We start from the raw sequence: 21,718 nt of genomic DNA on the forward strand, positions 1-21,718 counted from the left end.
ATGGCTGCCACGCGCGCCCAACGAACCCACACCAACGCCGCAGGCGGGCGGAAGGCAGCGGTCTTGGCTATCCGCCCGCTCGGTGTCTGAACCTGGTCGGTCAGGAGGTGAGCTCGCGGAGGAGGTCGTCGTCCGGCAGCAGAGGCGCCAGAAGATCGCAGACATACCGTCGACGAGTTGTGGCGTCGGCGTTAGTCCAGAAGCTGCCTAGTCCCGCGATGTGTTGGCGAACCTTCTCAAGCTCCGCGTCATGACCATCGGCATCTCGCCAGGCAGCCCAGGGCTTGGACGGTTCCGCTACGGCGAGGGCATCGGCCAGCTTGTGCTGGACGCTCGCGACGAACGGGCTGCCGAAGAACTCGTCTTCCGTGCCGTCGAACTTGCGGACCATGAGCATCCGGTGCAGGGTGCGGATCTCGTCGATCGAATCCAACACGACGGCGGGTATCTCGCTGGCAGTCATTGAGTCCTCTCAGCCCGAACAGCAACGTCGGACCGTGGCAGGGTGCCGCGACTGGCTGGTCCGACTCGTCGGGTGCTCGAGCAAGTGGCCGTCACAGAATTACCAGCGGACGGCATGCAGGCGGACGCTCGCTCAACCGGTGCAGGCGGCCCTGACCGTCTTACGGGCAGCAGCGGTCGTGGTCAAGGCCTTGTCGATCGTGGTCCCATCGGTGAGTAACAGGACGTTCCGTGACGCGTCAGCCAGGGCGGTCTTGATAGCCGCGTCCGTAGACACGTCGGAAAGGTCGTAGAGGCGGTACGCCCACTGCTTGAGGGCATTGTCGTCGTACTTGTTGAGGTAGGCGATCCGGTCCTTGACGTCGGTGTTCTTATGCTTGATCGACGCGAGGCCCTTGAGTTCGTCCAGGGCGCTCTTGACGTTGGCGGCCGCCTTGTCGCTGTATTTGACCGCGTGCTGGCAGGCATTCTTCGTCGCGGCGTCAATCGAAGCCGGCGCTGAAGCCGGCGCCGAGGTCCGCGCGGCCGACGGTGACGGCGATGCCGACGCCGCGGGCGCCCGGGTGGGTGCCGCCAGCGCCGTACCGCCCGATCCGCACGCGGCAGCGCCGAATGTCACCGACGAAACCAAGACCAGCGTGGCGATTGCGCGCCGCATGACCGCTCCCCGAAACCAGAGTACGTGTATGGCGCAGACATTAGCTGATCTTGAAAACTGTGTGTGCCGGAATATCGGTGGCCAACGCCACGGCTCTGGCCTGCCCGCCTTCTCCGTCTCGTTCAGGCGCGGACTCGTCCTCCGGCGCCTGGGTGTGGACCACCGCCCGCCGGTAGACCTACGCCAACGACCTGGGCGGCCCCGAGCTGTGGGCGGTCACCGACAACGTCGACCAGCCCAAGAACGACCAGGACGGCATGCTCGCCACCTGCTGACCCACACGCATTGACCTAGCGACGCTGACATGCTGCGCAATGGCCGTCACGCGGGACTGACAATCCGCACCAACGCCGCAGGCGGGCGGCAGACCCCGCCCGCCTGCGGCCGGTCACGAAATCCGGTCGCCTCGAACCACAACCGCCCGCCAGCGTGATCGAAACCCGCGTCGCGTAGACATCGGCCACGGCATGCAGGGATCCGCGAGCTTCCCCACCCGAAACATCGTGGTTACTATGGCTACGCGGGAGGGTTGCTCATGAGCAGTGACGATGGACAGCCGCCGGGCCGGCTGCCAGCCAGGATCCACGCCGTGGCCGCCCTGGTCACCGCGGTAGCCGCACTTCTGGCCGCCCTAACCGGTTTCGTGGCCGCGGTCAAAGGATGGGGTCCGTTCTAGCAACGCAAGGCCAGACCAGAGCCGCGTGCGATCCCGCCGGTGAGCTCGGCGCCGTGCCCGTCGCAGCCGAAATCCCCGCCGACGCACGCTGCGCGTATCGCGGTTCAGGCTTCGGTGCTTCAGTCGTCAAGGTCGGCCAGGCGTTGCGTCAGCCGGCGTCCACTGGCCCCGGCCACGCCCGCGACGTCCCCAAGGACATCGAGGGTGTTCTGGTGGCGCAAGGCGGCGAGGAATTTCTGTCGGCTCCGCTCATCAAGGATCTGGGCGTCACCGAGGTGGGTGCTGGCCGAGTGACACAGGTCGCGTGCGCACTCCCACAGTTCCGTCCACTTGGTCCTTTCGCCGTGGGACAGCGCGTCGTCGGCGTGAGGATCTCCTGCAGCGGCGCGCCGGTCGCGGACCTCGATCCAGTACTCCCGTGTCTCGATCCGGTCCAGCTCCGCCAGGCAGTACTGCTCTGCTGCGGCGAGTCGCTGCGGGTCGGCGTCCAGGCGCTCCAGGACAGCCCGCGCATAGGAGGTACGAAAGGCCTCAACACGGCTGACCATAAACGGCTCCCGCTCGGATCCAATATTGATCAACGCGGGATCGGGATCGCTTTCCCACAGGCGGCAATTGCTTGCCATCGAGAACACATAGCCCTCGTCACGCTCCTTCACCAGATGAGAGTAGAAGGTCCATCTGACGTCCAGGGAGGGTCAACAGACCCTCGAATGACTACCTCACACCTGGCGTTCGATGGCGGCTGATGATCACGCCGATCGGCGACTTTCGCGCCGGCAGGGTTGGCGCGACGCATACGATGACCTCGCCTGCCCGGCGCAGTGGTGCCTCGGCTCTGAGGGAGACGGCGGGTCAGCCGGTGGTCGCTTGACGGAGGGCGTCTCGCACGATGTGCCAGCGGAAGAGGTCACCGGCTTCCGGTGGTCGCAGTTCCTCGATGCCCGTTAGGACGACGCCGCTGGCGGAGAGGAGACGCAAGCTGTTGCCGAACGCGGGATGTGCCGCAAGGCTCTTCTTTACGTACGGGGACGCGACTATTGGGATTCCTGTCCCGAGCGCTTCGTTGAGGATGCCGAGCGCAAGCGTGTTGTTGATCCCGGACGCCCATTGGTTGATCGTGTTGAACGTCGCCGGCGCTAAGACCACCGCGTGGGGATCAGGGGTTAGACGTGGATCGGTGGGCGCCCGCGGCTTAGAGCGGACGGGATGGCCCGAGATGGTCTCCAGCTCAGTGACGTCGACCCACTCCGCTGCCGTGGGAGTGATGACGACCTGCACGTCCCACAGATCTTGTAGCAAAAGATCGACCAGCCCGGCTGCGTCCTTCGCCGGAGGAGCAGCGCAGACCACGACTACAACGTTGCGCTGCGATGATGGCTGAATCATCAGTCTGCCGCTGTCGCCCGCTCCGCGAGTGAGCGCAGGCCAGGCGTCCGCGCTTGTTTCTCTCGACGTAGAAGCATGCGAATGGCCGCCTGAGCGTCAGCGTTGTGTGTCAGAGCTTGCGGCGCGATCCGCTCCGCTTCGAGTAAGTGCAACACTGCGGATGGGCCGCCACCGACCTGGGTGTATGCGACCGCTAGATCAATGTGGACCTGAGCGCGCCTGCTCACCAGCACGGCCGGAAGCCTGTCCGTGTTGAGCTGCTCACCGGCGCGGATAGCGAAGCTCGGCTGGTGCAGCGTGACGGCGATCGCGACGCGGTGAATCTCGACATTCGTGGGGCCGAACGCAGTCCACAGCTCGTTCTGGTCGCCGGGAAGTGCTGAGGCGAGCGTTGTGGCAGCGGCAAGCAGCTTGCCGGATGCCTGTTCCTGACCGCTTTGCGCTGCGATCATCGAGCCTTGGAGCAGGAGGGCTCCCTGGACAGATCGGGCGGTTGTGCTTCCATCCGCATGCCGCGATGCGAGGGTATCGAGTGCGTTCATCACGACGGCTTGGGCGTCATCGGTCCGTCCTGGTATCCGGGCCAACGCACAGGCGGCTTGATACGAAGTCAGAGCTTGAAGTGCATGGCTGGATCTGTCCAGCTGCGCAGCCGCGTTTGCTGCACGGTCGGCAGCGAGCCAAGCGAGGGTGCCGTCACCGCCCTTTGCCGCCAGCTTGGAGGCGACAAGATACGCGCCGGCTAGTGCCTGGTACGCGCGAAGTCGCTGCCGCTGAGGAGCCGCGTATGCGTGCTTTTCTGCCCCATGGATCAGCGTCGGAAGGTGCTTCAGGGCATCGCGGTAGCGCGCGGACTGGTAGGCGTTGTGCGCGGCGTTGACCGCGCTGACGATCCGAGCCTCGGTCAACGGCTCAAGGGGATCAAGCTGTCGCACGAGCAGCGCTTGTCGTAGCGGATCGAGCCACAGCCCTGCCGATGACAGGGACACGGGAGTGTGATGGCCGGCCGGCCGGTCTGGTCGATCGATGTAGAACCCGAGCTCGGTGTCGCTGGCGTCGAAGACCGCGCGAAGGGCGTATCGGTAGTCATCGTTGGGCCAGCGGATCTCCCCGCGTTCAAGCGCTCCGACGTATCCGGCAGTGACGCCGGCGTGAAGCTGACGACGGCCCTCTGCGCGGTAGAGCTCGGCAAGCACGGCGTTACACGCGTCCGCCACCTCCTGGCGCGACAGCCGTCGACGCGGCCGCGTCGGCGAGACCTCTGCATGCCGCGCGCGTGCCAGGTCGTGGTTGGGCTCTCGAACTCGTTCTTCGGTCAACCCCCACCTGCCTTCGCCAGCCGTGATTCACAGAATATGCCGTCTCTCTCGGCAATGTGGTTTCCCCCGTAAGCGCGCCTCTGGAACGTAATCGATGTCAGCGGCGAAACCCAGCGTCGCCGTTCTCTCAACCACGGTCCGAGGATTAGATCAGAATCATCGTTCTCAAGTCGGTGAAGACCGTTACGGCGCAGGTCAGAGGCAATCCTGGCGCTAATCCTGGCGACAGAATCAGCGGCGGATGGGGATTCCCGGCCGCGTGAATGTCCCTGATCATGGAGCCACCAACGCGATCCGATGGCAACGGCGGTTCCTGCCGTCGCCGAATCGCGTAGGTGAGCCTGATGGTCTGCGGAGGTGACGTGGATGGCGGCGAACCGGTCGAGCAACGGTGATCCTGCCGGCGCCGCGATGCCTGCACCTGATCAGGCGACGGTGAAAGGTGGTGTGGCGGTCGCCGTCCCGGCCGTCGGGCCTGGCGCTTCGTCGGCCGCCACACCGCTTCGGGTGAGCGTTCATTTCGGGCAGCCGGAGCGAATTCGTCAGCGGTTCACTGATGACGAACTTGATGTGGTCCTGGCTTCCGGAACTCGGTGGGCGTGGTTCTTCGTCCCGTTCCAGTTGGTCATGGCGGTTGTCCTGATCACGTGGGTTGTGGCAACTGGGCAGGCGAGCCGGCCGTTGGGTGAGTCTCCTCGAGGCGCGGCGGTCGTTCGGAGCTTTCCGTGAGTGGCTGGGTCAGGCCGCGCCTATCCGGCGCGGACTCGGGCTGGGAGGTCTTGTCCAACGACGGGTTCTGGTTTGTCCGCCGTGCGCAGGACGGTGGTCGGGGGCCGGTCTTGGAGTTCACCTCGAAGGAGTGGACGGATCTGCTCGTAGCGGTCGAGGCGGGAAGCTGGCCGCCTTGGGTGATCGTCCTTCGCGATGGCGCCGAGGTACGGATGCCAGGCAACGCGTCCCCGATGCTCGTTTTCGAACACGGGCAGATGGAGGCGTTCGCCGCCAGTGTGCGCGACCGGCAACCTGCCCTCCTGCCTACGCAAGCCTGTCGCCGATAAGGCAGGCCCTTGTCGGTACCCCGACGGGCGCGATCAGGCGGCTGTGTGAGGGCTCCGCATCTGGAGTGGTTGGCGTGTGCAGACCCCCGCTGGATACGCCAACCGCTCCCTTTGCCGATGGAGTAGACGATGGTCGCACCAGTCGCCCCTCATAACAGATCCACGTTGACCGAGCTTTTGATCCGCCTTGAGCTCCACTGGGCGGGTCCCTGTGGTTTGTGCCGGCATGATGGCCCGCCGCGGACGCACCGCGCGCGGCTCGACGCGCTCGAGCAGCTGATCGTGGGCGGTTGGCTCGATCCGTCACGACCCTGGCCCGTGCCTGTTCCAGCCCGGCTCCGCCGGCTCATCACTGACGAGGTCGAGGGCACTGTTCAGCAGTAGCCGCCATCTCTCCCGCGAGGCTCTGACTGGGGTCCTCCACTTCGGAGATTGACGTTCGTTCCTTTGCCGATACAGGCGCGCGCCCCACTTTGACCGGTCTGTCCTTGCTCTCGATGAAGTCGGCGAGGCCGTCGTTGCTTTCATGTGAAACCCCAGGCGTGGCGGGTCCGGCATTCCTGGTGGCTGGCCTGGTGACCGGGTTGGCGATGGAATGGGCTTCCCGTTCGTGCGGTCATTTCGCAATCGTGGACACACCGAAACGCAAACGGTTGGCGGACCGCAACATCGGCCGGACACGTGGCGACGCGGGACCAGGACACAGACAATGCGGCAGCCAGCGGTGGAGTGGGATAAATGCGCGCCCGGGCCTGCCGCGAGGACCTAGACCCAGTCCTGGCCGGGCGTCCGCTCCGCGTTGATCTCGCATCACGCTGACCCATTTCGAAGGGGTGAGCGCTCCGTGCTCGTTGCTCGACTACAGATGCACAGCCCAGTTCAGTCACGCGCGCGAGCGCGGCGGCGACCGCCGAGACTTCCTGCGATTGGCTTGCCGCTTCCCAGGATGCTTCTGGCGATTGGTGGGAATCGCGGGCGTACCGGGATGGCGCCTAGGATTCCCTCCACCTGCGCAAGACCTCCTGTCACCGGCAACGGCCGACGTCGCACCGTCAGGCCTGGATCGCGACGCCGCCGGCTCCGTCACGGTGTCGCGCGACGGCGGTCGCGTCACGGGCGTGCGCTGGGCGGACCGCGGACGTTGTCCAAGCAACCGGGTCGCTGTCCGAGTACCGCGGACTCGGCTGATCTAGCGCGGGTCTTTGGGCGGAGCGGCGGGCGTCAGCGATCGACTCCGCTGCCCGGCATTGCACGCAAGGACGACGATGCCCGCGGGCTTGGTTCCGTGGGATTCGCCCGGCGCCCGTCGATGGGGGTGTTTGTGCGACTCGTCGATCTTCGGGTTAGCCAGCTGTGGCTTTCCCGCGTGGTGGCGCGGATGCAGGCTTGCTCGTCGCTATCCGTGCGCGACATTCCTTGACCGAGATGTGCGGGCATTGGCAAGCCACGGGGAACAGTCTGGGCTGTCGGCTCACAAGTCCGCGACCGCCGCAGGGAACGCTTGATTTTGGATCTGGAGTCGTCGGCATGTGCACCGCCGATGGTGCCGTGCCGTCCACTCCTTTGCGGGAGGGACCGGTACGTGGCTGTGTTGATGCAGGTATGCGAACCGCGTCGGTGGGAGGTGTCGTGAGCACGGCCCGCCACAGCTACGAGCTGATTGTCGACGACATCTTCCGGCAGATCGCGGCTGGCGAGTTAGTGCCTGGCGCCGCTCTCCCGACGGGTCGGGAGTTGTGTGACAGGTACGGCGTCAGTCGGCAGACCATCGCAACGGCGATGGTCGTGCTGCGTACCCTAGGCCTGATCGTCGGGCAGCGAGGCAGGGGTGTCTACGTCACCGCCGATCACCGCGCGATCGCGACCGCCGCAGAGTCCTCCGGCCGGTCCACGTTCGCCGGACTACGTGACGTCGGCGCCTGATGGATGGTCCCGCAGCGACAGTGGTCTCGCAGGCCATGCCTGCCCTGGCGCGCATGGTGACGGCCTGACGGCGGTGCTCAGGTCGGAGGCTCGACGATGAGTGCGTCGTACGCGGCGACGGGCCATGGGACCGTGAAGTAGCGGCGTTCGACGGCCCGCTGCATGAGACGCTGCAGGTCATCGCCTCCGATCTGGATCAGGCGGAAGTTGGCCGGGTCACCTTGACGCACGTTCTCCACGACGTAGATCCAGAAATCTGGGTTGCTGGCCGCCTCGACCTTCTGGCGGGGCTCGAGCCACAGCTCCTGACCGCGGGAGAACTGTCCGTAGGCTTTGACCTCGATCGTGCGGCCGCGGCTGGCGACGTCCGCTGCGGCACCCCTGCCGCGGGTGTCTTCAGCGGGACGCCCGTGATCGCTCTCCCACCGCACGACGAAAGCGACAGCGGCATCCTCAATCGCCCGGTTGCCGCTCAGTGGCAGGGATCCGGTCATGGTTTCCACCATTCGCTCGCATAAGTGCCGTCCCGATCGAGAAGGACGACGTGGATGTTCGCGGCGCAGCGACCGGTGCGTGTGCGGGTGGCCAGGTCGCGGTAGCGGTCGTGGGCGGGCAGCACCATGAGTGACTCGCGTCCGGGGTGGCTGTCTAGCAGCAGCATCGCTTTACAGAGGGCTTGGCTGAACCAATGCCCCGCCTGCGTGCTTGGTTGGGTTCGTTTCGTCTCACCGGCTCGGCGCGGGTCGGCGTATGTGTCGGAGGGCCAGCCCTTCACCTCCGCACCAAGCCTGCGGGTATCGGTTTCGGCGAGCAGGTCGACGCCGCGGGCCTTGGTGGCGGTGTCGGCCATGGCGGTGACCGACCAACCGTGCCGTTCGAGGAGATCGGCGAACACCTGCTGCACCGCCCCTTCCCACGGCCAGCGGCTGCCCGCGTTCGCCAGCGGCGTCGAGGTTCCCCCTAGTAGCGCGACCGACGGTTGTTGGTCCGGTGATGACGGCCGCGCGGTGCTGCTGACGATCTCGAATCCCAGCGTTCGTAGGTGCCGCAGTGCGATGTGGCTCGTGAACTCGGCTCGTGGCACGCGCACCGCACGCTCGAATGCCTGCTTGACCGGGAACACGATCCCGCTAACCCGGACCCCGTGCTCACGCACAGGCTCCGGCACGACCTGTCGGAGCCTCGTGATGACCGTCTCGGCGTCTAGATCCCGGGCGACTCCGTTGAGCACGAACCGCACAGCCGTCCTCCCGTTTCCCCGAGGCCTGTACGCGCCTCACCGTATGGCCGGCAGGCCGGCAACGACACCGGATGAGTAGGCAAACAGCGACAACGATCAACTATTTGGGCGGTGTGCGGGCCGGCCATGAGCACCGGTTCGATAGCGTGCGGGATCACCGTGGTTGGAGGTGTGGTGACCGATACCGAGCCCAAACCCGCGCAACCGTCAATCCGTGTGGCCCGAGGTCTCATCTTGGCCTGCTGCTCGGAGACGCGCTCGGCGCAGCCCAGGGCAAGCTGCCAGGAAAGGGTGCCATCGCGGCGGGAGCCGGTGGACAGCTGGCCTGCTGGACTGTTGAAGGACTGATCCGCGCCCACGTCCGCGGGATGCACAAAGGCATCACCACACCATCAGGGGTGACCTGGTACGCCTATCGCCGCCGGGCCGCGATACGGGGCGACGTGCCTGCCACCGGCCGTGACGATGGATGGTGGCGCCACTCCGGGTGGCTGGTTCACGTGCCCGCCCTCGCGCACCGGCGCGGGACCGCCCCCGCGACCGTCGCCGCGATCCGCGGCGGCAAGCGAGGCGCCATCGGCGAAACCGTGGGAACGAGTCTTGGCGCGCACGCGCTCACACGCACCTTGCCGGCAGCCCTGATCCACTGGTGGAAAACCGATACCGGCATCGCCGCCGAGCTCGCCGCGCTGACCCACGCCGGCGCAGCGATCACAACCGCAGCACTCGGCGCGGACCTCCTCGCCGCCCTGTCCCGAGGCGAGGACCTCGACGCGGCCGCATCACACGCGCAGCGCACGCTAGCCAGCCGCGACCTGCCGCCCCTGGACCTGGACCTGCCCCACCTCGTAGCACTCGGATCCACCAGCCCCGGCGATGTCGGCATCCTGCGCACGCTGGCCAAGGACGCGACCGCGCCCAGCGCGCTCGCCGGCGGCGTCTACGCCGCCGTCAACGTCGAACGCCGGCACGTCCGCGACGCCCTACTGCTCGCCGCCTCGGCCGCCGACGGCGGTCACGCGGCCACCGTGACCGGCGCGCTGCTGGGCACGATCCACGGGCCAGACGCCCTCCCCATCGACTGGGTCGCCCGCCTCGAACTCACCTGGCCCGGCGACACCCTCGCCCGCGACCTGGTCCAACAAGTAACCGAGCACCCCTCCGGCGGCGAGTACACCCCAGCAACAGACCCCGACTGGCTGACCCGCTACCCGGGCGCCTGACCGCCGCCCCGCACAGCAACACCAACCTCTACCCCGCCCTGTCGTGGGGTTCAGCCGCGAGTCGCCCATCCGGCCTGTGGTGGGAAATCCACAGATACCGCCACGGCGGTCCCGCCCCGGCAACCGGTTCCAGGACATACACGCCATCGACGTCGGCGTCGAGCAGTTCGCTGCCGTACTCAGTCCAGAGCCAGGTCTGGTCGAGCTCGGCGGGTGGGATGCCGTCGTCATCGAGACGCACCCACGCATCGCGGCCGTTGATCGGGCCGTCGACGCACGCAATCTCGACAACGTCGCTCACCACCCGATCATGAGCCGGCATCCAGCCCTGCCGGGCCCGGTTCGGCGATCCCGCAGCCTGCGTCGTTTGGTCCGGGTCAGTGGCGCGGTCCGCCGCGCCAGCCGCTCAGTACGTCGCGTTGGTGGGCTTCCTGCGCTGCCGCGGCCTGTGGGTCGGCGCCCGCGGCCGCGTACAGGTCGGCCAGGTCTTGCGACTCGCCGTTGGCGCGGGTGATTCCGAGAAGCACGCCCAGCAGGAACGGCCGCCGGCCGGCGGGAACCCGTTCCTCGTCGAACACCGCGTCCAGCGCTGCGATCTTCTCCACCAGGGGCAGGTGCCGGTCCATTCCGAACGTCACGCGTTCGGCCCGTCCCGTCGCCTTGGCCAAGGCCATGCCCTCTCTGCGGGGCAGACCCCCGATGTACACCACGCCCGTGTCTCCCTCGCCCGCCATCTCGATCCGGGACAGCTTAGAACACACGTACGAGTACGGATCGGTTCCGTTGAATGTGCCGGCGGGCCCGCGTCGAACCGGCTGACGATCAACAGGTGGCGCAGACGGCGCGGCAGGCGGTCGACCGGTCGCGGTGACCGCACCTGGCCGGCGTGACCGGGCGAGTCTCCACTACCCGGTGGAGCCGATGACCGCTGCCTCCACCCATGAGCTGCCGGTCGCGGCGGCGTGGGCGTACGAGCCGAAATGGGACGGCTGGAGATGCCTCGCCTGGGTGAGGGACGGCCGGGTTCAGCTCCAGACCCGTAACGGCAAACCGATCGGTGGCCAGTTCCCGGACATCACCCGCGCGCTGCGTCAGAGCTTGCCACCCGGTGTCGTCTTGGACGGTGAGCTCGTCGTCTGGGACGAAGGCCGCCAACGCAGCAGCTTCGCCCTGCTGCAACGCCGCGCCGGCGCCGGCCGGCGCGTGCTGCAGCTCGCTCGTCAGTACCCGGCGCACTACGTCGTCTTCGACGTTCTCGCCACAGGCGACGCGTCATGGCTGCCCGCCCCCCTCGTCGAACGACGCGCCCTGCTCGAGGAACTCATGACCGAGACACCGGCGAACCTCGTGCTGTGCCCGCACACCACCGATCCCGCCGTGGCGCGGGAATGGATCGAGACATGGACCGACACCGGAATCGAAGGCGTCGTCGCCAAACGCCGAGACCAGCCCTACCGGATCGGGCGCAGCGGCTGGCGAAAACTGCGCGTGCGAACCACCGCTGAAGCGGTCGTCGCCGGCGTCACCGGCTGGATCACCGCCCCGCAAACCGTCCTGATCGGCCGCTACGACAGCTACGACCGGCTGCGATGTGTTGACCGGATTACGGCGCTCGGATTTGGCGGTCTCTTTCGGTATACGCAGCGTGTCCGCGCTACGGCATGGGGAGTTGCTCGCGGTAGTGGGCGGTGGTTCCCTCGATCGGAAGGCGCTGATGGAACTAGATCGGGATCTGAGCCGTCTCGTGCTGCCTGGGTGGGGTGCCGTGGTTGCGGGCGAAGGTGTGGTGCCGTTCGAGGTTGTTGATGACGCCGGGCAGGCTGTCGCGCCGGTGAGCGGCTTCTTACGGGACTTCACCGCTCGAGGCAATCGTCCTGGATCGGTCCGTAGTTACTGCTACGGGCTGCTGCGGTGGTGGCGCTTCTTACGCGTGGTCGACGTGAAGTGGGATAGGGCAACCTCAATCGAGGTGCGGGACTTCGTGCTTTGGCTTGGTCATGCGACCAAGCCGGCTGCGGAAGGCCGCACGGCGTCGGCGCGGTTGGCCGGAACGATCAATCCGGTGACCCGCAAGCAGTACCTCGGTAACGGGTACGGCCCACGAACGATCAGGCACTCCAACGCGGTGCTGCGTGCTTTCTACGACTACTGGATCGAGGAGGGCGCCAGGCCCCTCGTCAATCCGGTCCCGCTGGCCAGGGCAGGTGGGCGAGCCGACGCGCACCACAATCCGTTGGAGCCATTCGTTCAGGCACAGGGCCGGCTGCGTTACAACCCAAAGGTCCCGAAGCGGCGTCCGCGTTCGGTCCCCGACGCTCTGTGGGCGGACCTGTTCGCCGCGATGCGTTCCCACCGGGACCGCGCGATCCTGTCGTTGGCAGTTTCGACGGCCGCGCGGGCAAGTGAACTCTTAAAGATGCGTCCAGGCGACGTTGACTGGGGCGAGCAGCTGGTTCGGGTGCGCCGCAAGGGCACCGATGCTGAGCAGTGGCTACCGGCGAGTCCCGACGCTTTCGTCTGGCTGCGGCTTTACTTGGCCGAGCTTCCGCGGCTTGCGGGCAGCGACGCGTTGTGGTGGACGCTTCGCCGTCGACATCGGGATGGCCGAGCACATCGGGTGCCGCTGGACTATGACGCGCTGAGAGCGGTGCTCCGTCGGGCGAATGCGTTGCTGGGAACGAACTGGACGATGCACGATCTGCGACACACCTGTGCGCTACGGATGACCCGTGATGGGGATCTGTCGCTGCGCGATGTGCAGACGATCCTTGGGCATGCACACCTAACGACGACGCAGATCTATCTTGAGGACGACGACCAGGAAATCATCGCGCGGGTACGGCGACACCACGCCGAACTGCACGAGCGCCCTGCCACCCCACCCGCGGTGTCGTTGCTGCCATACAACCGGCAGGACCTCGCGACGCTGTTCGGGACAACCGCGTGAGCGCAGCCGTCGACATCAGCGTCGCCAACGAGGCGCGGCGGCAGGTCCGCGACTGGAGCCTGCCGCACATCCATGTTGTGGACCGTATCGACGCCGAGCCGAGTAGCACCGTGCTGGAATTGGTGCGGGGCTTGCCCGGCGAGCGCAAGCGTGATCTCCGCGCAGCGTATCGGGGAGCATGGCGAATTCTGGCATGGCTGGAAGGCTTCCCGGGTCAGGGATGGCAGGACCGCTGGTTCTCGGCCGGAGGCGACGACCTGGGCTGGATTGCCGGCCTCGCCGCCGCTGACCGACGTGTTTATCAGACGTCGCGGCAGGAGCTTATCGACGGTCTGGCCGCCCTTTTCCTGGTGCGCGCGGTCGCGCCGAGCTACGCCGCGTTGCGGCAGTTCGGCGCGAAGACGCTCTACGACCGCGTCCAGAAGACTCGCTGCCAGCAACGGTTCGCCGACCTCGCCGACGCCGCGGCGCAGCGAGGGTTGACTGGCCAGCACATGGCGCAGCCGATGATCGCACTGTCGAAGATCCTTCTGCACACGGGGAAATCTCTCGACGACATCGAGGCCGAGGACCTCCTTGAGCTTCGTGACTCGAGCCGAACCCCACGCGGCACGCTGTTGCGTGGCCTCAGCAGCGCGTGGGACCTCTGCGTTGTGGTGGCGATTCTGCCGTCGAGCCAACCATTCCGCGTCACGATGCGCGAGGGGCAACGGACCACCGCCGACCTCGTGGACCGCTACAGCCTGCGCTGCCGGTCGATCCGTGACCTGCTGGTGCGCTACGGCGACGAGCGGCGCCCGGCCATGGACTACAGCAGCTTCTGCGACCTGATGGCGACATTGGCGGGCAGGTTCTGGGCCGATCTGGAGAAGCACCACGCCGGCATTGACTCGCTGCACCTGCCAGCCGAAGTCGCGCAGGCGTGGAAAGAACGGTGCCGCTACGTAGTAGACGCGAAAGGCCACCAGCGCGAGCGGCGGGCTCCTATGCAGATCCTGATGCAGGTCCGTGCCTTCTACCTCGACATCCAGGAATGGGCACTGACTGAACCGTGGTGGGCCCGCTGGGCCGCACCGAGTCCAGTCCGCAAGAACGACACCTACGGGCAGGTCGCTAAACACCGCCGGCGGGTCGAGGCTGACATGCACCAAAGGGTCCGGGACCGGCTACCGCACCTGCCACTGCTCGTGGCCACCGCAGAGCGGCAACGCGACCACACCCAAGCGCTGTTAGCCGCAGCCACCGTCGCAGCCGATGGCGAGGTCTTCGGCCACCGCAGCCGGATGTTCCGCCGGGTGATCTCCAGCGACAACAGGCGCAGTGCCCGAAGCAGAGGACCAGACCTCGTCCACGTCGAGGACGTCGAAACCGGCGAACGCCTGAATACGACGCTGGAAGAGGACCGTGCCTTCTGGAGCTGGGCAATCATCGAAACCCTTCGACACACCGGCGTCCGGCTGGAAGAGCTACTGGAGATCACCCACCTAGCTCTGATCTCCTACCGACTCCCGGACACCGGAGAGACCGTCCCGCTACTCCAGATCGTGCCGTCCAAGTCCAACCGGGAGCGGCTGCTGCTGATCACGCCCGAACTGGCCAGCGTCCTGGCCGTCGTCGTCAACCGCGTGCGCGACGCGTCCGGTCGCGTCCCAGCGGTGGCCCGCTACGACACCCACGAGAGGACAACCGGACCAGCCCTACCCCACCTGTTCCAAACCAGAAGGGGATGGCGCCGAGAAATGCTCGGCGAGAGCACGGTCCAGAAACTCCTCAACGCCACCCTGGGGTTGACCGGGCTCACCACCGCCGACGGCAAGCCGCTGCGCTACACGCCGCACGACTTCCGGCGGATGTTCGCCACGGACGCCGTGACCGGCGGACTACCCGTCCACATCGCCGCCAAGATCCTCGGCCACGAGAGTCTGACGACTACCCAGGCATACCTCGCTGTGTTCCAAGACGAGGTGATCCGCGCCTACCGGACGCACATCTCCCACCGCCGTGCCACCCGCCCCGCAGCTGAGTACCGAGAACCAACCGACGCCGAGTGGGACGAGTTCTGCCAGCATTTCCGGCTCCGCACGCTCGAACTGGGCACCTGCGGCCGCCCCTACGGCACACCCTGCAACCACGAACACGCCTGCGTCCGATGCCCCATGCTCCGCGTCGATCCAACGCAACGGCCCCGGCTTATGGAGATCATTGACAGCCTGAGTGAGCGAATCCAGGAAGCCCAGGCCCAAGGCTGGCTCGGCGAAGTCCAAGGACTCCAAGTCAGCCTCAACGCCGCCGAAACCAAGCTGCGAGACCTGGAACGCCGCATCGACGGAGGCCCGATCGATCTCGGCATACCGGCCATAATCGGCCGGCCAGCATCACCTGGTGGAAGACGCTCAGGTAGTGGCGGTCGCAGCGAGCCAGGAGTGATCCTCGGTGAGCCAACGGATGTGTCCGAACTCGGCGCCATATAAGGCGGCGGTGACGTCATCGTCGGTCAAGCGACAGGCGGTGAAGGAGTGCGTCCATCGGCGGCGGCCGACCTGATACTCGATCGTCGTGGTGAGTAACGGGCCATCGCGTTCCACCGCACCGACGGAGAAGCGGATCCCATCCTGCTCCTCGCTCGACGGAACGAGGGTGTCGAACCAGTCCGTGGGATGCCGTTGGACCACCAACGACCCGCTTGCCACGGTGTGACGGCGGGCGGTGCGCAGCATGGCGGTGCGGAGTTCCTGGTCCGCGGTGTTGATCAGAGCGCTGGCTAGCAGCACGGCATCGAAGCCACGACGCAGGTCGAGCGTCTGGATCGGTGAGCAGACCGTGTCCAAGCCGACCGCGTACGCGAGCATGTCGGGTGACTCGTCCACACCCACCACCGAGTGGCCGAGCTCGGCAAGGCGTCGCAGGATGCGTCCAGTGCCGCAGCCGAGTTCCAGCACGGCGCTGCCGGCTGGGATCGCCTCATGCGCGATCTCGGCCTCGCCGCCGGGCGGGAGAAGCGCATACAGGTCCACCGCGCAGCCGTCCGGCGTGATCGGGCCAGGACCGGCGCCGGCGTTGGCATCGGTGGTCATAGACCAATGGTGGCATCGATCGGAAAGGGGCAGCGGCCCGTGAATCCCGACCGGCAACCGAACACGCCCAACGGCCGAGCCTTCGATTCAAAGACATACTCGGCTGCCAACGCGGCGACAGAAAGGCCAGGACATCGATGAGCATCGTGGTCCAGAAAAGTTACATCGGCCGGTCCCTACCGTTGACCGACGTCCAACGCGCCGAGCTCGCCCCGCTGCTGTCCCGACCCGTCGCGCAACGCCGCGGCCAACCCGTCACACACCCCTGGCCGCAACCGCTACCCACGTCCTGGGCTGGGAACTGGGAGACTAGGGCACCACTGCGCTATGTCCAGGTCGAAGCCGCCATCGTCGCCGAGGTTCTCGTCGACACCGCCTTCGAACACGGCCGCTACCGCCACCCCGTCCAACACATCCGCGTCCGCCGCGACATCTCCATCTACGACGTCCCCGTCATCGGCATCGACGAATAGCGGCCGGCTTGTACGGTCGACGGATGGTGGCGATCAACGCGCCACGTTGCCATCCGCGTGCGCACCGGGCACCCACACGACGGTGGCGTGCGGCCGATGCGCAGGCGGCGGCGATAGCCGCCTGCGTAGGCGGTGACGCAGATCTGGGTTGCGCAGGCCACCCAGCCCGACCCACCGAGCCAGCGTCACGCGCGGTCGCCCGGTCGACTCAACCGTTCAGCGTTGTAGCACGTCCTGGATGCCGGCGCTTCGATCCTCTCGACCAGCCGGCCGCAGCGGTTTGAGGCTCAGAGCCACCAAGGTCCTTCGGTGATGATGGTCGGGTCGGCGCGTCCTCGGGCGAACAGCTGGTCATCGAAATGCTGGACGTGCCGTTTGAGTTCGTGGCTCGCTCGTGAGGGCAGCAGCTGGATCGCGGCGGCCAGCACTTCACGGCTGTCGGTGCGGTAGACCTCTGGCGTGCAGTACTCACAGCAGGCGGTATCGGAGGCGACGTAGCGGTTCCTGTTTGAGCTGCCGTGGCGTAACGGGCGGTGATGGACGGATTGGTACCAGCGTCAGTACGCGGTCTGCACGGCGCCGGGCCACAGGTGCCGCTGCTCCAGGCGTGTGATCACGCCGAGAAGGGCAGCGGAGGCGCCTGGAATGCGGAAGCCGTCGATAGACGACACACGCTCGTATTGCGCCCGAACACGGGCGGTCGACCTACGCGGCATCCGCCTTAGGTGTGCTGAACATGTCGCCCGTCCTCCCAGGCAGTCGTCGGAGACGACAAGCCGGCCGGCCCCGCGCGGTACGGGTCTCAGACGGTGGGAGCCAGGAACGGGGACGCAAGCGCGGTGCGTGGTGCGCGGCCGTCGTGCTGTTGATAGGCGTCGCGGATCCGCTGAGGAATGGCGCCGCGGTCACCGACCGGGTCGAGTCCCAACTGGGGGCCGTACTTGTGAGCCCAAGTCCGGATCGCCTGGGTCTGCTCGCGCAGACTCGCTCCCTGGGCGGAGATGACGGTTCGGGAATGGCGCACCCCGGTCGACGTCACCTTCGCCGCCGCCCGTACGAACGGATCAAACGCCCGACGTAGGTTGGCGGCGTTTTCGTCGGATAGGTCGATCTCGACGGTGACGCCGTCGAGGGCGAACGTCACCGTCTGGTGCGCGGTCCCGCCGTCGATGTCGTCGACAAGGTTGACGATGGTTCTCTTCGCCATAAGGCCGATTCCTCACTTGGTCGAACGAGCGCTCACGCTGCTCATACGCTAACTGATCATTGATCGCCCAGATCCGGTCGGTGGCAGCCATCGGCCCGCCCGCGAAGAGTGCGGCTGGGCCGTGGACGGTCGAACTGGCCAGTTGCCGGGCTCGGTTTTCCCCGACGCAATCGCTCGCCGCCACCACCGATCAAGTCACACCGCTCACCGCTACCGCCGATGTCGGATCCATCTCATCCACGCACCCCGGCACAGGCGCCCTCACCGGCGGCGAACGAGTTCGACCAACCTGCGCCGTCCGACGGATCCACCTCGACAATCGGTAAACCGCTTGCCGGGAGGACGTACCAACGGATGGAGAGGGTACTTTTCACTCCGTGCCACGTTCAGCGGCACCGGATTTCATGCGGCAATCAGCAACCGATTCAGGATCGGTTAGGGTTGTGATGTTTGCGCGTCGGACCATGTGAAAGGACGGCACTCCGTGGCCAAGCAGGTCATTCAAAAGTTGATTGACGACATCGACGGTGGCGACGCCGATGAGACGGTGAAGTTCGCCCTCGACGGTGTTCAGTACGAGATCGACCTCTCGAAGAAGAACGCCGACAAATTGCGGAACGCAATCGCGCCCTACCTGGCGGCCGGCTCCAAGGTGGGTCGGGGCGGGGTCGTGGTTGGCGGGCGCGCGGCTCGTGGTCGTGGCGGTGCTGCCGCCGACCGTGAGCAGAACAAGGCCATTCGCGCCTGGGCCAAGAAGGAAGGCAAGGACATCTCCGACCGGGGCCGGATCCCGCAGGAGATCGTCGACGAGTACCACGCCACAGCCGGCCGCTAACCAAGAGGGAGCAAGCGACGTAGGGACGTGGCCTGGCCCACACCACCGGCCAGCGCCCGTCCATGCGCCGCCCTCAGCACTCCACGGACCCGCCTCGAGCTGCCCGACCAGCGCGGGCGCAGCTGCTCGAGAGTTGCTCGAGTGTTCGGCTGACCTGCCGAAACAGGCACGAACCCGGTAACCGGCTCCACGTTTCACCGCAGGTCAGGTACCCTGACCACCGCGGGCTGCTAGCTCAACCGGCAGAGCAGTGGACTTTTAATCCATAGGTTCAGGGTTCGAGTCCCTGGCGGCCCACAATGCGTCGGATGCATCGCGTGGTCGATGTAAGCGAATTGTCCAGTGCTCGATAAATTCCTGCCGTGTGGTCGTTCGTGTATCACGAAACCGTTGTGTGGAATCGCGCGATCGCCCAGCGTTCTTTGGCTCGTGCTTTCTGCGTCGTTCCGAACGAGGCAATGACTAGCGTTTCCGCCGCAACAGCAGCAAGGCAACGCCGGCGACCACTGCAGTTGACCCTAGGCAGCAGATCGATAGCACCGCTAGGTGCCACGGCTTTAGCGCGCCCACGACTCCCCCTTCGGTTGCTACGAGGGACGGTACAAGATCGGACCCAGCATCGTCGGGGCCGGTCGCACGTTCTGGCGCGTCGCCAGCTGATCCTCGTCGGACGCCGCGAGCCTTCAACGAGCGTCGAGCTAACTGCGGCGTGCAGTCCCCCAGCGGAAGCAACGGTCGCACAGGTCGACCCATCGGTGGCCGAGCGCGGTCGTTGCGATGAGCATCATGGACGCGGCGGCGCCGCAGCGCACGCATTGGCCGCAGAGGCGATCGCCGGCGGCGGTCAAGTCGGCTGGGGCGAGCGGCAGGGTGCTCGGATTGATTCCTAGCAGCGCCACGAGTTGGCTTGCTGACGGTTGGGTCACGTCACAGTCCGCGCTTAGCGCTGGTCGGATGACGAGTCGTTTGAGGTTCCGTGGTGCGGGCCACGATCCGGGCGTTCAGAGCGGTGACGATCGCGTTGTCGGAAAGGTCGTCGACGTCCAGGCCCTGTTGCGAGGCGGCGTGAGCCTCGGTTCGAAGGGCGTCGGGCCAGTCGGGGTCGGCAGCGATTGAGGTCAGCCGCGTGATGAGCCGAGCAGGATCAACATCGTTGCGGAGCGGCTCGCCGACTGAGGGGTCCGTTGAGCTTTTTCGCCAGTAGGTTGGCGATCGGGGACACAGCAAGCAGGCTGCGGTGACAGGGCTGCCGGGTTTCGGTGACCAGGTTCCGTCCTGTCCGCAGCAGGTGGCCACCGCATCTGCAGCATTCATGCCCCACCCTCTCTCTCGCTCGGACGTGTGTTCGAAAGCCCAGCATGGCACGGCCGTACGCGCTCGTCTGCTGGCCACGCTGAATCCGGCTTTGTTAGGCGGCGCGGGGAGGGTCACGCGGGACGATGGATTCGGCGATGTCGGCTTTGGCGCGTTCGGTCTCGAGCTCGTGCACCACGGACGTGTACGTGTCGCTGGTGAGGCTGACGGTGGCGTGGCCGAGAAGTTCTTGGATGTCTTTCATGTCGAGTCCGCTGGCTTTGGCGTAGGTGGCGGCGCAGTGGCGTAGGTCGTGCAGGCGGATGGGTGGCAGGCCAGCCGCGGTGATGAGTTTGTCGAAGCGTTCGCTGACGAGGTCGGGGTGCCAGCGGGTGCCGTCGGGTTTGACGAAGAACTCGTCGACGTCTGGCCAGTCGCGGCCACTGACCTGCTGCCAGCGGTCGCGCATGTCGCGGTACTCGCGCAGGACGGTGGTGAGCGCGGTGCCGGTGCTGACGATCCGGTCTCCGGCGTCGCTTTTGACGGTTTTGCGGATGGGTTGGTAGCCGAGGGTGGTGATCTGCTCGGCGATAGTCAGCGTGCCGGACTCGAGTTCGACGTCGGTGTTACGCAGGCCGACGGCTTCGCCGCGGCGCAGGCCGCGGTGGAGGATGAGGGCGAACATCGCGTAGAGGACGATGTCGTGGGTTTGGGCGTAGTCGAGGAACGTGCCGGCTTGGGCGGGTGTCCAGACCATGACCGGGCTTGGCCGCTCTCCGGTGGCCCGCCATCGTGTGATCGCCGCACCTGTCCACACCTTCGGTTTGGGTCGTGTCGCGGAGGGCAGCTCGACGCCGATCGCGGGGTTGAAGTCGAGGATCCGATGGATGTGGATCGCGTCGTTGAGGGCTTTGCGGAGCGTGGCGCGAATGCGGTGCATCGTGGTCACGTCCGGGGCTCGTTGGCCCTTGACGCTGGCGCGGACGGCGGGATCGACGCTGGCCCGGGCTTCCTTGATGGCGGTGTGACGGTCACGGATCGCGTCGAACATGGCCTGGATGTGGGCGCCGCGTAGCTGGTGCAGCGGGATGTGACCCAGATGCGGCTCGAGATGAACGCGGATGTGGCTTTCGTAGGCCCGCAGCGTGGTTTCGTCGGGCCGGGTTCGTCCGTCGAACCAGCTCCACAGGTAGTCGCCGACGGTGGTGTCGGTGGTGGCCACGCCGGCGCGGACGCGGCGGGCGACGGTGTCGCGGGCGGGTAGCGACTTTCCGGGTTTGACGGCTTTGAGGAGGTCACCGATGGCGGCGGCGAGGGTGCCGTCGTCACCAGCGAGGGCGAGCAGGGTGAGGGCGTGGTCACGGTCGCCCGCGGCGGCTTCGCGGGTGTCGAATCCGCCGCGGCGCAGTTGGCGGCGTGCTTGCTTGGGGCGGATAGGGAGCTCGAGCTGGTAGGCCCAGCGGCCATGCGTCGGGCTCCAGCTACCGCCGGGCCGCCGCAGTTGCGGGCATCGGGGTCCGAGGCGGCGGTTGTCGTCGTCGCGGCAGTTGCAGCGTTTGAAGATGGATCCTTCCGCCACGACGCCTCCTACGGCGGGGTAGGGCCGGCAGGCCGCCGGCCGGATGTGGGGTGGGTTCGATCGACGCTCGGCGCGGCCGCGATTTCAAGTCGCGCCGGCGCCTCGGCGGGCATGCGCAGGGCGGCGAGGATCGCGGCGACGGGGATGCGGTAGCGGGTGCCGAACCGCAGGATCGGGACGGGGAACTGGTCGGTGCGGACCAGGTCGTAGGCGACCGATCGGGACAGGCCGAAGATCGACGCGGCGACCGGGACAGTGGTGACGGTGCCGAGCGCGCGGATCGCTTCCGCGGTCCATACCGCAGTCCCAGCGGCCGGCGACGGGTCGTTTCGCATATCTGGTGTGGACACCGATGTTCTCCT

General features: G+C 66.7%; 23 protein-coding genes and 1 tRNA gene. 10 read left to right on the top strand and 14 right to left on the bottom strand.

Annotated features, from left to right (window positions below):
- Window positions 1-100: 100 nt before the first annotated feature.
- Complete coding sequence (locus AB0J88_RS15120) at window positions 101-463, bottom strand: hypothetical protein (RefSeq protein ID WP_364360994.1); 363 nt, start codon at window positions 461-463, stop codon at window positions 101-103.
- Between the two features lie 132 nt (window positions 464-595).
- Complete coding sequence (locus tag AB0J88_RS15125) at window positions 596-1,120, bottom strand: hypothetical protein (protein ID WP_364360996.1); 525 nt, start codon at window positions 1,118-1,120, stop codon at window positions 596-598.
- 535 nt (window positions 1,121-1,655) lie between these two features.
- Here AB0J88_RS15125 and AB0J88_RS15130 point away from each other — a divergent pair.
- On the top strand, window positions 1,656-1,796 hold the full coding sequence (locus AB0J88_RS15130; protein ID WP_364360998.1) for a hypothetical protein: 141 nt from the start codon (window positions 1,656-1,658) through the stop codon (window positions 1,794-1,796).
- A gap of 119 nt (window positions 1,797-1,915) precedes the next feature.
- Here the strand turns inward: AB0J88_RS15130 and AB0J88_RS15135 are convergent, their stop codons facing one another.
- The 3 genes from AB0J88_RS15135 to AB0J88_RS15145 form a co-directional block, all read right to left on the bottom strand.
- Window positions 1,916-2,455 carry a hypothetical protein gene (locus AB0J88_RS15135; RefSeq protein ID WP_364361000.1) on the bottom strand — a complete coding sequence of 180 codons (540 nt, stop codon included), beginning with the start codon at window positions 2,453-2,455 and terminating at the stop codon, window positions 1,916-1,918.
- Between the two features lie 196 nt (window positions 2,456-2,651).
- Window positions 2,652-3,185: a flavoprotein gene (locus tag AB0J88_RS15140; protein ID WP_364361002.1), complete on the bottom strand. Its 534-nt coding sequence runs from the start codon at window positions 3,183-3,185 to the stop codon at window positions 2,652-2,654.
- On the bottom strand, window positions 3,185-4,504 hold the full coding sequence (locus AB0J88_RS15145; RefSeq protein ID WP_364361004.1) for a hypothetical protein: 1,320 nt from the start codon (window positions 4,502-4,504) through the stop codon (window positions 3,185-3,187). The genes AB0J88_RS15140 and AB0J88_RS15145 overlap by 1 nt, the downstream gene beginning before the upstream one ends.
- 366 nt (window positions 4,505-4,870) lie before the next feature.
- Here AB0J88_RS15145 and AB0J88_RS15150 point away from each other — a divergent pair, with 366 nt between their 5' ends.
- Window positions 4,871-5,233: a hypothetical protein gene (locus tag AB0J88_RS15150; protein ID WP_364361005.1), complete on the top strand. Its 363-nt coding sequence runs from the start codon at window positions 4,871-4,873 to the stop codon at window positions 5,231-5,233.
- 1,958 nt (window positions 5,234-7,191) lie between these two features.
- Complete coding sequence (locus tag AB0J88_RS15155) at window positions 7,192-7,485, top strand: winged helix-turn-helix domain-containing protein (RefSeq protein WP_364361007.1); 294 nt, start codon at window positions 7,192-7,194, stop codon at window positions 7,483-7,485.
- Between the two features lie 77 nt (window positions 7,486-7,562).
- Here AB0J88_RS15155 and AB0J88_RS15160 read toward each other — a convergent pair whose 3' ends face one another.
- Together AB0J88_RS15160 and AB0J88_RS15165 are read right to left on the bottom strand one after the other, a co-directional pair.
- The gene (locus tag AB0J88_RS15160; protein ID WP_364361009.1) at window positions 7,563-7,979 is read right to left on the bottom strand and encodes a DUF3883 domain-containing protein; all 417 of its coding nucleotides are present in this window, start codon (window positions 7,977-7,979) and stop codon (window positions 7,563-7,565) included.
- Window positions 7,976-8,725 (bottom strand): hypothetical protein, encoded by a 750-nt coding sequence (locus tag AB0J88_RS15165; protein WP_364361011.1) that lies wholly within the window; start codon window positions 8,723-8,725, stop codon window positions 7,976-7,978. The genes AB0J88_RS15160 and AB0J88_RS15165 overlap by 4 nt, the downstream gene beginning before the upstream one ends.
- Window positions 8,726-9,312: 587 nt before the next feature.
- Between AB0J88_RS15165 and AB0J88_RS15170 the strand changes: the two genes are divergently transcribed.
- The gene (locus AB0J88_RS15170; RefSeq protein WP_364361013.1) at window positions 9,313-9,948 is read left to right on the top strand and encodes an ADP-ribosylglycohydrolase family protein; all 636 of its coding nucleotides are present in this window, start codon (window positions 9,313-9,315) and stop codon (window positions 9,946-9,948) included.
- A 28-nt stretch (window positions 9,949-9,976) separates the two neighbouring features.
- On the opposite strand, the gene AB0J88_RS15175 is transcribed toward AB0J88_RS15170, so the two are convergent.
- Entirely contained in the window at window positions 9,977-10,249 is a 273-nt protein-coding gene (locus tag AB0J88_RS15175) for a hypothetical protein (RefSeq protein WP_364361014.1), read from the bottom strand.
- Between the two features lie 76 nt (window positions 10,250-10,325).
- Window positions 10,326-10,658 (bottom strand): hypothetical protein, encoded by a 333-nt coding sequence (locus AB0J88_RS15180; protein WP_364361016.1) that lies wholly within the window; start codon window positions 10,656-10,658, stop codon window positions 10,326-10,328.
- 211 nt (window positions 10,659-10,869) lie between these two features.
- On the opposite strand from AB0J88_RS15180, the gene AB0J88_RS15185 reads away from it, so the two are divergent.
- From AB0J88_RS15185 to AB0J88_RS15195, 3 genes are read left to right on the top strand one after another with little or no spacing between them, the layout of a single operon-like run.
- Window positions 10,870-11,754, top strand: a complete 885-nt coding sequence (locus AB0J88_RS15185; protein WP_364361018.1) for an ATP-dependent DNA ligase — start codon at window positions 10,870-10,872, stop codon at window positions 11,752-11,754.
- A complete protein-coding gene (locus AB0J88_RS15190) occupies window positions 11,735-12,895 on the top strand; it encodes a site-specific integrase (protein ID WP_364361020.1) in 1,161 nt (386 codons plus the stop codon). Before AB0J88_RS15185 ends, AB0J88_RS15190 begins: the two co-directional genes overlap by 20 nt.
- Window positions 12,892-15,366 carry a tyrosine-type recombinase/integrase gene (locus AB0J88_RS15195; RefSeq protein WP_364361022.1) on the top strand — a complete coding sequence of 825 codons (2,475 nt, stop codon included), beginning with the start codon at window positions 12,892-12,894 and terminating at the stop codon, window positions 15,364-15,366. The genes AB0J88_RS15190 and AB0J88_RS15195 overlap by 4 nt, the downstream gene beginning before the upstream one ends.
- Here AB0J88_RS15195 and AB0J88_RS15200 read toward each other — a convergent pair.
- The gene (locus AB0J88_RS15200) at window positions 15,289-15,969 is read right to left on the bottom strand and encodes a class I SAM-dependent methyltransferase (RefSeq protein ID WP_364361024.1); all 681 of its coding nucleotides are present in this window, start codon (window positions 15,967-15,969) and stop codon (window positions 15,289-15,291) included. The two genes, AB0J88_RS15195 and AB0J88_RS15200, sit on opposite strands and share 78 nt — an antisense overlap.
- Before the next feature lie 137 nt (window positions 15,970-16,106).
- Between AB0J88_RS15200 and AB0J88_RS15205 the strand changes: the two genes are divergently transcribed.
- Window positions 16,107-16,442, top strand: a complete 336-nt coding sequence (locus tag AB0J88_RS15205) for a hypothetical protein (protein ID WP_364361026.1) — start codon at window positions 16,107-16,109, stop codon at window positions 16,440-16,442.
- Window positions 16,443-17,244: 802 nt separating this feature from the next.
- Here the strand turns inward: AB0J88_RS15205 and AB0J88_RS15210 are convergent.
- On the bottom strand, window positions 17,245-17,649 hold the full coding sequence (locus AB0J88_RS15210; protein ID WP_364361028.1) for an Lsr2 family protein: 405 nt from the start codon (window positions 17,647-17,649) through the stop codon (window positions 17,245-17,247).
- Between the two features lie 484 nt (window positions 17,650-18,133).
- Here AB0J88_RS15210 and AB0J88_RS15215 point away from each other — a divergent pair, with 484 nt between their 5' ends.
- Both AB0J88_RS15215 and AB0J88_RS15220 read left to right on the top strand, forming a co-directional pair.
- On the top strand, window positions 18,134-18,484 hold the full coding sequence (locus tag AB0J88_RS15215) for an Lsr2 family protein (protein ID WP_364361030.1): 351 nt from the start codon (window positions 18,134-18,136) through the stop codon (window positions 18,482-18,484).
- Between the two features lie 224 nt (window positions 18,485-18,708).
- A tRNA-Lys gene (locus tag AB0J88_RS15220) sits at window positions 18,709-18,781 on the top strand.
- 630 nt (window positions 18,782-19,411) lie between these two features.
- Here the strand turns inward: AB0J88_RS15220 and AB0J88_RS15225 are convergent.
- The 3 genes from AB0J88_RS15225 to AB0J88_RS15235 all read right to left on the bottom strand — a co-directional run bounded on the left by AB0J88_RS15225 (window position 19,412) and on the right by AB0J88_RS15235 (window position 21,706).
- Window positions 19,412-19,798: a hypothetical protein gene (locus AB0J88_RS15225; protein ID WP_364361032.1), complete on the bottom strand. Its 387-nt coding sequence runs from the start codon at window positions 19,796-19,798 to the stop codon at window positions 19,412-19,414.
- 94 nt (window positions 19,799-19,892) lie between these two features.
- The gene (locus tag AB0J88_RS15230) at window positions 19,893-21,356 is read right to left on the bottom strand and encodes a tyrosine-type recombinase/integrase (protein WP_364361034.1); all 1,464 of its coding nucleotides are present in this window, start codon (window positions 21,354-21,356) and stop codon (window positions 19,893-19,895) included.
- Window positions 21,357-21,364: 8 nt separating this feature from the next.
- On the bottom strand, window positions 21,365-21,706 hold the full coding sequence (locus tag AB0J88_RS15235; RefSeq protein WP_364361036.1) for a helix-turn-helix domain-containing protein: 342 nt from the start codon (window positions 21,704-21,706) through the stop codon (window positions 21,365-21,367).
- Between the last annotated feature and the right edge of the window lie 12 nt (window positions 21,707-21,718).

The organism is Asanoa sp. NPDC049475 (assembly GCF_040676915.1).
Classification (GTDB): domain Bacteria; phylum Actinomycetota; class Actinomycetes; order Mycobacteriales; family Micromonosporaceae; genus Asanoa.